Annotated in this window: 6 protein-coding genes and 1 pseudogene; 2 read left to right on the top strand and 5 right to left on the bottom strand. The window is 32.9% G+C overall.

The window, feature by feature from the left end; translation table 11 throughout:
• Nucleotides 1-1,023 precede the first annotated feature (1,023 nt).
• Nucleotides 1,024-1,599, top strand: coding sequence for a porin family protein (locus MT390_RS07080; RefSeq protein WP_499440363.1), 576 nt, complete (start codon nucleotides 1,024-1,026; stop codon nucleotides 1,597-1,599).
• Between the two features lie 343 nt (nucleotides 1,600-1,942).
• Here MT390_RS07080 and MT390_RS07075 read toward each other — a convergent pair whose 3' ends face one another.
• Complete coding sequence (locus MT390_RS07075; RefSeq protein ID WP_499440361.1) at nucleotides 1,943-2,386, bottom strand: hypothetical protein; 444 nt, start codon at nucleotides 2,384-2,386, stop codon at nucleotides 1,943-1,945.
• Between the two features lie 729 nt (nucleotides 2,387-3,115).
• Here MT390_RS07075 and MT390_RS07070 point away from each other — a divergent pair.
• A complete protein-coding gene (locus MT390_RS07070) occupies nucleotides 3,116-3,898 on the top strand; it encodes a hypothetical protein (protein ID WP_499440360.1) in 783 nt (260 codons plus the stop codon).
• A 406-nt stretch (nucleotides 3,899-4,304) separates the two neighbouring features.
• Here MT390_RS07070 and MT390_RS07065 read toward each other — a convergent pair whose 3' ends face one another.
• The 4 genes and pseudogenes from MT390_RS07065 to MT390_RS07050 form a co-directional block, all read right to left on the bottom strand.
• A complete protein-coding gene (locus MT390_RS07065; protein ID WP_166369481.1) occupies nucleotides 4,305-5,231 on the bottom strand; it encodes a glutaminase in 927 nt (308 codons plus the stop codon).
• A gap of 482 nt (nucleotides 5,232-5,713) precedes the next feature.
• Nucleotides 5,714-6,870, bottom strand: a pseudogene (locus MT390_RS07060) (winged helix-turn-helix domain-containing protein).
• A gap of 467 nt (nucleotides 6,871-7,337) precedes the next feature.
• Nucleotides 7,338-7,586, bottom strand: a complete 249-nt coding sequence (locus MT390_RS07055; RefSeq protein WP_166369477.1) for a DUF3297 family protein — start codon at nucleotides 7,584-7,586, stop codon at nucleotides 7,338-7,340.
• A 296-nt stretch (nucleotides 7,587-7,882) separates the two neighbouring features.
• Nucleotides 7,883-9,931 (bottom strand): putative bifunctional diguanylate cyclase/phosphodiesterase, encoded by a 2,049-nt coding sequence (locus MT390_RS07050; RefSeq protein WP_499440358.1) that lies wholly within the window; start codon nucleotides 9,929-9,931, stop codon nucleotides 7,883-7,885.
• Between the last annotated feature and the right edge of the window lie 391 nt (nucleotides 9,932-10,322).

Genomic DNA, 10,322 nt, shown 5'->3' with positions numbered 1-10,322 from the left:
CTTATTATACAGAAATATTCCATATTTCTGGTGGAAATACGGAATATCTTAATTTGATAAAATTAATCGGACATTACACTTAAAAATTGATATATCAATGCATTACGGGAAATTATCAAATACTCGTCATGTAAATAGGCCGAATAATCCCGCATTATCGACGGAAAGGCGGAATATCGACGACTCTGTATATAAAACCACTTATATACCATGAGGAAATAAAAATAAAATCTTCATTTTAAGTGCCGTTGCTGAAAAATCAGTTTAAACTTTTATGCAGGAAAACCATTTTTTGCATAAAATTGCTATGCACTTCAAGGTTGTATCTGCCTTATCTTAAATGACAGGATATTTTTTATATGATTTTAACTACATGCTATTAATAAAATAGTATTAACTAACTACCCTTCTATTTTAAAAAAATTTTAGCGACTGTTCTGTTAAACCTTCTGATGTATTAAGCGAAAAAATAGAGAGTTTAAATATTTGGACATTAGGATCACAACCTATTGTTTTAACATCTTGTTATACCATTCATATGGTAATTACACAGTTAAAAATGATTTAATATTTTGATTACTCAGAACTATATTCAATGACGTATTAGTCAACTCGATATTTTTGATTAGTTCCCCCAATAAAGGCATGGGAATCGGCAACGACGCATTTAAAGGCCAAATAGAAAACTAACGGGTAAAGTATGCATCCAAAGAAAATGGGGGCGCTCTTTTAAGGTATAAGGTAATAGAATAAAGTTTACTCTGCCCCCGCTTACCCTTTGAAAATATTACAATTTAATCAGAAAAAATTACAGTTTTACGTTATCACAGTCTTATTGAACGGATAAAAAAAAGTAATGCATATATATTGTTCTCCAACATTTACTCACAAAAAAATAAACGTAACCCATTGATATTAAATTAAATCTAAAAATCAGATAAACAGCTCTTTGTTACTTTTATAAGGTTGGCATCCATTTTGTAACTAGTTAAATGAATTCACGTAATTAACTAGGAGTACCTTATGAAAAATACGATTCTTACTTTAGCTGGACTTATTTCGTTAGCCTCTGTTAGTACTTTTTCTCACGCTGATGACTTCAAGAAAGACGTTGCAGAAAATGGCGTTTATGTCGGCGGTAATTATGGTTACCTAAAAGTAGATGGCGAAGATGACTTTGACGACGACAATGATGTTCTCCAAGGCATAATCGGTTATCGCTTCAACAACTACTTAGCTCTAGAAGGTAGCTATATTGATTTTGGTAGTTACGGCAACAATTTATCTAGCGCTGAAACAGATGGTTATACCGCAGGATTAAAGTTGATATTACCGATTGCTGATCGAGTAGAGTTGTATGCTAAAGGTGGTCAGTTATGGTATTCCACAGATTATAATGTGGTCGGGTTTTCTGGCAACAAAGATGATGAAGGTGTATTTGCTGGTGCGGGTGTAGCGTTTAAAGTAACAGAGCGTTTTTTAATTAATGCAGAGTACACTTGGTATGATGCAGAAATTAATTTGGATAATGTATCTAACGGTTCCGATACAGAAACAGACTTTAAGCAGGCTAGTATCGGTGTTGAATATCGTTTCTAGTGATAAGTAGAATGCTTAAATTAACGATTTAAAAGTAAAGTCCAAAGGGTGTAATACAAATTGTATTACACCCTGACCAGAATAAACCTCGCTTGCCCAAACCTAATTAATCATCTGTATCCGAGTAACGTTTTTGAATATTTTCCTCAACCAGATAAATCTTAATATTAAACTCTTAGCATTAAGTTTTACTTTTGAATTGTAATATATTCTAAACATTCACTTACTGCAGTTACTTAATTTTTTTGAATGAAAAAATTATTAATACACTTCATCAACCTTATTGCTGTCGGATATTATTAAATGACTAATGATCTACTTTCACATTAACTAGTTGTATCGTTTAATATTGTTTTTCGAACCAAGACGTAAAATCAATGGTATCTGCTCTTAAAGTATCGTCACGAGCTTCACCAAAATATAAGTAACCTTGCTCAATCTTAAAAATGTCTATAACTACGTCACCATTTTGTAGCATGATATCGATATTCCTGATTTCATTTCCTAATATGGTGGTAGCTTCCTCACCTAAGGTATATGTTGACTCTAAAGGCGTGGAAGTAAGTACATTCTCACATGAGCTAGTCGAATATGAAGTAAATTGTGAATTAATTGTTTTCTCTTTAACTTCCAATGTAGTGATAGTGTACTCATCACTATCATCGAGGCATCCAGTCTTCCATGTTCCCAACAACTCATTTACAACAGAGTCATCTTGTTTATCATCACTACCACAAGAAATTAATAACAAACTAAATAAAATAGTCGCAAGTGTACATCGAATCAATTTAAACTCCTTTTAAAATATCGCTGCATTAAGCGGAATATGCCTCTGTTGGTTACGAATATTGAAGGCCAAACATTTAATGTTTTTAACAACAAGACGATCGAGAACCAACAGAGCAACTAGCTTCAATACGGATAATCAGGGATGCCTACAACGACTATCTATAATACCTGCGAGAAACGAGCCTTAAGCACATTTCAACATTTACTTTACATGGAGGAGCTTCAAAATGAAAGAGTATAATATTGATAATATTGCTGTTTTAATCGGAATAGATTGCGCTAATAAAAAGCATGATATATGCGAACATCACAATCATACTGAGATATATAATTACTCCATCATTAAACATAAACCTCAAGCATTAAACATAAACCTCAAGCATTACATGAGTGGACAATGGATCTCAACAACGCTATCCAGAACAAAAAATCGCTGTAGTTTGTGAACTCAAAAAAGCCCTATTTATGTATTAGCTAAATATGAACACCTCACATTATTTACAGTAAATCCATCTATCATAAAGAATTTACGCCAAGTGGTGCAAAACAGTGTTGAGTTATACAATAAAATAATGGCGACATTAAAGAATTATTACCCACAAGATTCGATATAAATTTAAACAGACTACCCATAATAACTCGTTATAAATATCTACCAAGTTGCACTTTAGAATAAAACATTCATAATTCAATCACTTTTGGTTCAAGCTGTTGTAATTCATCCATTATGAAAAATATTTTTATTATTGTTTTATTCGTTCTAGCCGGACTTTTTGGTTACAACTATTTCACTTCTAATCCGAAAAAAGCGGAAGTTGTAGTAGAGACCACAACAGAAGCTTCAGTACAGGGGCTTGTTAACAACTGGGATGATATCGCTCTTCCAGAAGAGATTAGAAATTATTCAAGTATCGAAGCGTGTGACACAACAGAAGCACGAGTTTGTTTTGGCTCAGGAGGTCGGTTTTATAAAGAAACCGACGATCTGACCGTAGCTAATTTAATCTCAACAGCTGAAACCTCTCGTTACGGTGTTCAGGTAAAAAAAACAGGTGAACTTTTTATATTTTCTATAGTAAATGAGATTCCTAACGAAGCATTTGATTTTGGTAATATCTCTTGTTACCGATACAAGGGAAGTGAAGAAGGTGTTACTGAAACTCGTGAATTGAAATTAGATATTTACGGCACAAAAGTAACCGGTATAAAATCAGGTTATTCTCAATCAGCAGAATACAGCGTTGGATATGAAGGTGTTGTTGAAGGAGTACTGAATAGTCTTGGAGGAGATACTGTAAACGCGATCTCCACACTTACTATTGCAGATGGGGGAGAAACTAGCCAAGAGGAAATATACATTTTAGGTGAAAACTCAATTACTGAAATGCGGTATCGTTTAGTCGATGATTTTGAAAACAATATTTTACGTATTGATAAAAGCATAAAGGAAGCTGTAGAAGGTCAGACTTTCCCTATTGAGTATAAATACAATAAGGTAGATTGTGAGTAAAATTCAAACAGGCTCGCCATAATAACTCGTCATCAAACTATTCAAAATGTCACAGAAAAAAAGCTTATGATGTATGGTCTTATACACTTTGTGATAATGGTTTCGTCAACGTTGGTGGTGTCTATTTTTGTGGTGTTTTGTGCAAGCTGAGCATGTGATTCATAGATTCAAATAACAACTGACCATAATTTATATTTATTTTAGATTCAATCAGTTATTCTATTTTCATTCACTGTTTGGTTAAATTTCTCCACCGTGAGATCCAGTATCACATTAACTTTTTTTTAATTAAGTTTTCTGAACGCCTGAACGTGCAATTTAAATTTCATATAACGGCTAATATTTACAGAATTTTTATTATTGTTAGCAATTGTTTTAAAATAGCAGTCTTCATTACTAACCCAAATTAAAATATAGAGCATTTTGTTTTGGTAGTGAGTGCTTCAAGCACTTTCATTCCTTTATAAGAATTACCTTTGGCATTTAACTTTGGGCTCCATACTGCAATACAAAATTTACCAGGGTGTATGGCTACAATGCCACCACCGACACCACTTTTACCAGGTAAACCGACTCTAAAAGCGAACTCACCAGCTTCGTCATAAAATCCGCACGTCAACATCACTGAATTTATCCGTTTTGTTCTCGTAAGGCTAATAACCCTTTCATTTATAATAGGATTCATACCACCAGAAGCAAGGAACATAAAAGCGTTAGTCAATTCTTTACAGGTCATTTCGATTGAGCAAAGGTAGAAATAGAGGTCTAAAACAATATCTACGTCGTTATGAATATTACCGAAATCTTTCATTAAATTGACTAGTGCATAATTACGATAACCGCATTTTTTCTCTGACTCTGCTACTTTTGAAGAATAGTTAATACTATCAATACCTGATATTTTTCGAATAAACGCAAGTAAGTCATTCTTTGGGTCATCCAAACAAGTAACCAAAATATCACAAATAACAATCGCGCCAGCATTGATGAATGGATTTCGCGGGATGCCCTTTTCATATTCTAGCTGCACCAAAGAATTAAAAGGTGAACCCGACGGTTCAACACCCACTCGATTCCAAAGATCTCCGCCCATAATTTTCAAGGCTAATGTCAGTGATAATACTTTTGCCACACTTTGAATTGAAAATGGTTCGTCAGCATCACCAAATGCATAGTGTTGGTTATCAACAGTAGTAAGGTGAACTCCCAACTTAGTTGGATCGACCTTACCTAATTCAGGTATATAGTTTGCGATCGCACCAAGGTCATCAACCTCTTTGAATTCAGATGCAATTTCAGAAAAAATATGATGGTAATCGATAGTATTAATCATTTATGCATTGCTCCAATATATAATATTGAGTAGCCTTTAGGCGTGTTATGAAATTGAACTTTTAGTTTTTAGTTATTAGTTATTAGTAAATAACAACTATTTCACCAACTAATGTTACACCAGTAATGAATTCACCGTAGCCACATTAAAAGGTTTGCTCGTTAGCAGTTAAATTATTTTTATAATTATATTTAATATTAATCACCGCCTTCGTCCCTCTTTTAAAGGTTGCGCTTTTTAACACTCTCGAGACAATAAGAGTACCCATTCACAAGCTTCTTGATTTGTTAATTTATATTTTAATTAATACTCATTTCTGATGCTTTCACCAGTTGGAGATTCGACACAAGATTTGATTACCTTAACCAGTTCGTAATTTCATCATAAAATTAATAAATAGCCATTAAATTCTGTACACAGATTCGATTTCTTTGGTTGATACTGTTTTAAAAAAGCTACGACAATTAACCTTTGAATCTCATTTATGGTGTATTCGATACTTTGTTGATGACATACCTCTGGCATCCATTAAATTTAGCAAAACTGATTAGTTCTATATCAAGTGCTTCAAAAAAGGCTTCTTGGTTTTTAATTTAGGTTCTAAATGTAAATGGTTAACGTTGAGTACATTTTCTGTTTTATCTACTTTACAATCGGCGCGAGCAACTAAATTTCCATCCCATAAAATAGGCAAACAAAAATAACCAAATTGACGTTTAGCCTCTGGTACATAGCACTCTAATAAATAATCAAATTCAAAAATAGTACGGGCTCTTTTTCGTTGTATGAGTAGATTATCGAACGGAGAAATAATCTTTGCCTGCTTTTTATTGAGCCTATCATTGAGTAAATTTAAAGCACTATCACATGTAAAATAAGGCGTTTTATTAATAAGTATACGCTCTATTGCCTTCGACTCTACTAACTCATTAAGTGCTTGGGTTATTTGTGCTTTACTATTTTTTAGTAAGTAAGTTATTTCACTTAATGTGCCAAATCCATGTGCTTTTAGATAATTTAAGACTAAAAACTGCCCATGTTCTTCATTGGTTGGGATTGAAGTATTTATTGTATTAGGGAGCACTCGCGATGTTAAATCGTACACCTTATGAAAATTTTTACGCTCGGTGATCATTAAATCCCCCTGCATAAATAACATTTCTAACGCTTGTTTTGTTGGCTTTGCTCCCCAGCCATTACTTTTAATATTTTGCGATGCAAAGTCTTTCGCCATCAATGGTCCTTCGTTCTCTATTCGCGTAAGGACATGACTCATCATTTTTTTATCTTTGGTGAACCAGTGTTTTTGTTCACCTCGTTTTAGGGCTGCTTTTCGTAGCAAAGTAAATCGATAATTTTGCATGGGTAAATAGGCTGCTGCATGCGACCAGTATTCAAATACGTCTTTATTTGCCACCAGTTGATCTAAATGATCGATGTTGTAATGAGAATTGCGGCTAAAAAGCGTGTGGTGATGTGCACGTTGCACCACTGAAATTGTATCTATTTGCACATAACCAAGCTTATTAAACACAGCTAATGTTTTATCTCGCTTATTACCCGTCTTTGAAACTTTTGAAAGTAAACCTTGAGAAAGTAATGATAGCTTTTTAGCTTGAGATAAAGAGAGTGATTTCATAAATTTCTATTTAGATGTTTATTTACAAGAGCATTTAAGAGATTAACTGAAAATATCTAAAAAAGCGGTTAAGAGAATCAATAATCAATAATTAGTAATTTGTAAAAACACTATTGCTTTTATGCTTATCTTACTTGCTTATAGTGGTATAGCTTGTAGGTAAGTAGCTTTATTAATCAGTGAACAAATGAATTATACAAATATGAACGCTGTGTTGTTGTGTAGAAAGATGTAACTTACACATAAAAATAAACTTATATTCAATTTTTGGTCTTTCTAAAAAATATACAGAAAAGATTTAACTACAGATGAAGATTACCTTTTTGCACAGTAAGTATTACAAAAAGGTAATTTGAAGTTTAAACGCCCAAACGATTTTTATCGAAAGCCGCCTATTCATTAATTGATAGTAGGCTAACAAAAAATCATTTAGCTAAGCATTTAGCTACACATTTAATTTCAGCATTTTAACCATAAAAAGCTTCAACTGTGCCTTTTACTGTTTTCATTAGTGGGTGTCCACGACGGTCTAATGCTTTATGTGCAGGTACTTTTACCCAGCCTTCGCTAATGCAGTATTCTTCAACATCGAAACGTTGTTTGCCGTTTAGTTTGATGCCGATTTCATGTTCAAAAATTTCAGCTACATGATGTGGACTGCGAGGATCAACTGATAGGCGATCTGGTAAAGCGGGTAAAGATTTAGTGTCGTTCATGATTAAGACCTTTGATAAGAAAAAATAAAACTGCGCAATTGTAGTCAATATAACGACCACGCTCAATACTTGTCATGATAAAAAACCATGTTACTTTACATTGCTATGGCGCTATTACTAGATTCGCATAATAACTTGGTTACTTTATTGTAATTTAAACTGAATTAAACATGCCATTAACAAAAACTTGATCTAAAAAGACTTATTTTTTTTAGAGTACTATTCTAGTTAGTTTAATTAGTTACATAAGAAATGCATTTTACTATTTACTATTTACTATTTACTATTCTGCCACTCTATTTTTTAGGGATAAACGGTTGTTGATTAGAATCGCTTAAAATATCCCTTAAATCCTTCCAAAGCAGAGGCTTACTGAATAAATATCCCTGAAGCATATCGCAGCCCTGCTCTAATAGGAATGCGTATTGTTGATAGGTTTCAATCCCCTCTCCGACTGTCTTTAATTGATATGACTCTGCAATTGAAAGAATCGCTTTGATCATGGTTGATGTTGTTTTATCCGCTGAATTTAGGTTATCAATAAACGTTTTATCTATTTTTAAACAACTTACAGGGTAGTTAATCAATTGTGAAAATGCCGTATACCCTGTTCCAAAATCGTCCAATGTGAGATGAATACCTAGATTGTGTATCTCCTCTAGTGTTGAGACACTCATTAGATCCGCTTCAACCAAACAAGTTTCAGTTATTTCAAGTTCAATTGTTGTTGGATCTATTTGGTATAGAGACATTAACTCAGTAAGTTGTTGTACAAAAATTGGATTATGTAACTCTACAGATGAGATATTGATACAAAATACTAAGGGATGTGATTGTAAAAACGTGGATTCTTTTGTTATTTTTTTAAACGTTGTCTCAATAACCCATAAATCGATGCTTTTAATTAGGTTATATTCTTCTGCTATAGGGATAAAAACATCGGGGCCAATCCCTAATAATTCATGCGTATTAGCCCGAATTAATACTTCGACACTGACTACTTTTAAGCTTTTAGCATCCAATATAGGCATAAAATTTAAATGAAATTGGTCGTGGATAATGGCATTTTTAATTTTTTCAGCAGTTTGTTTACGGAAAAATATATCTTGTGAAACTGTTTCGTTAAAGACTTTGAAACAATTCTTACCTTCTTTTTTTGCGTAATACATTGCTGAATCGGCCCTTGCTAATAAACCGTCAAATGTTTTTACATCTGCACTTAATTTAGCAATACCCAAACTTGCACGGGCATAAGTTTCATGTTCTTCGAGCGTAATTGGAGCATCCCAAACCCCAAGTAAATTTTTAGCAAACGTTTTTATTTGATGATCTTTTAAACCTATAACCACTAATGCAAATTCATCACCTGATAATCTTGCAAAGGTAAATTGAATACCTTCGATTGAATCTAAATAATTTTGTACATAATGTGAAAAACTAATTAATAACTGATCCCCTACTTGGTGGCCATAGGTATCATTGACTTTTTTAAAATCATCTAGATCCAAATAGAACATATGAAAACGTTGTCTAGCCATCCCCATGAATATTTTTTTATTGGTCCAGGCACTGATACCTTGACGATTATATAACCCAGTTAATGAATCGGTAATCGATATTCGTTGTAAAATATTACGTTGTAGCGTGACCAAAAAGATGATCGTGATTAACCAGATTAATAAAATTAATTTGAGTAAGTTCGCTTCTGAGATTAATTTTCCATATAAATCGATACGTTGGATTTCGATATTATAATCACCAATAACATTCATACTGTCAGTTAATATCTCTAAATAAGAAACATTGGTTAATTCAACTTGGCTATTGGTGAAGCCAATTTTGTATTGATCAACCCACCAATTATCAACTTGAAGAGCGTCGAAAGGAATGTCGACAGGAAGTTTATGTCTATTGGGATTATATGAAATACTGTTAAATTTTAATGACACCGAGTCTTCTAAATTGGAGTACTTGTCGTTAAAATTTCTGAATGAAATTTTTAATTTGGCATTATCAACGGGTGCGGTATATTTTATTGAAACTGACATTCGGTTGTATACACTCAAATCTAGACCATTATTTCTTATGCCATCGGTCAATGGTATCCCTACACCACAAAACTCATATCCATCTTGATTAGTTAATTTACACTGTAAAGATACTCCCGCATTATCTATAAAATGTGAATCGACATGCGCACTTTTCAACAGTAGTTTTACAGAATCGTTGCTTTTAATTAATAGAGGATACTTGGTATCAACAATGCCTAATCGGTGGGATAAAATTGCAACTATAGATAAACAAAATAATCCAATAATGACCTTTACATTAATATCTGCAAACACAGCGGATCCTTTTACTAATATGAAAGAATAAATAATAATGAAAACCTGAGTAACCGAGCCTAGCTTTATAAAATAAAACGCCTTAACCAATTTCATGAAAATATGACAATTAATATACATGAGTTAAAGTGTCTTTAATATCATTGATATAGATATATGCTATTTACTGAGTAAAATTGACATTAATTTCTTCCTTCTCTTAAGAGGTATGCTCTAATATTTTATAAAATGCCTGAATATTCATTAACTTTTAATTTATATGCCACCAATTGCTACACAAAATAAACTAATAGATTAGGCCATAATGAAATGAGCCAACCAATGATGTTAAAGGTTTTTTTTATCAAGGTAAGTTGATGAAGTATTCTTAATGAAAGTACTGTTGATCGAG

This window comes from Vibrio sp. 2-Bac 85, from assembly GCF_037546705.1.
Taxonomy (GTDB): domain Bacteria; phylum Pseudomonadota; class Gammaproteobacteria; order Enterobacterales; family Psychromonadaceae; genus Psychromonas.
The sequence above is the reverse complement of the archived record's forward strand: the minus strand, read 5'-3'. Positions and strand labels throughout refer to the sequence as shown.

Coding starts and splice junctions, on each gene's coding strand:
- MT390_RS07080 (WP_499440363.1), top strand. CDS start 1,024: ATGAAAAATACGATTCTTACTTTAGCTGGACTTATTTCGTTAGCCTCT.
- MT390_RS07070 (WP_499440360.1), top strand. CDS start 3,116: ATGAAAAATATTTTTATTATTGTTTTATTCGTTCTAGCCGGACTTTTT.
- MT390_RS07065 (WP_166369481.1), bottom strand. CDS start 5,231: ATGATTAATACTATCGATTACCATCATATTTTTTCTGAAATTGCATCT.
- MT390_RS07055 (WP_166369477.1), bottom strand. CDS start 7,586: ATGAACGACACTAAATCTTTACCCGCTTTACCAGATCGCCTATCAGTT.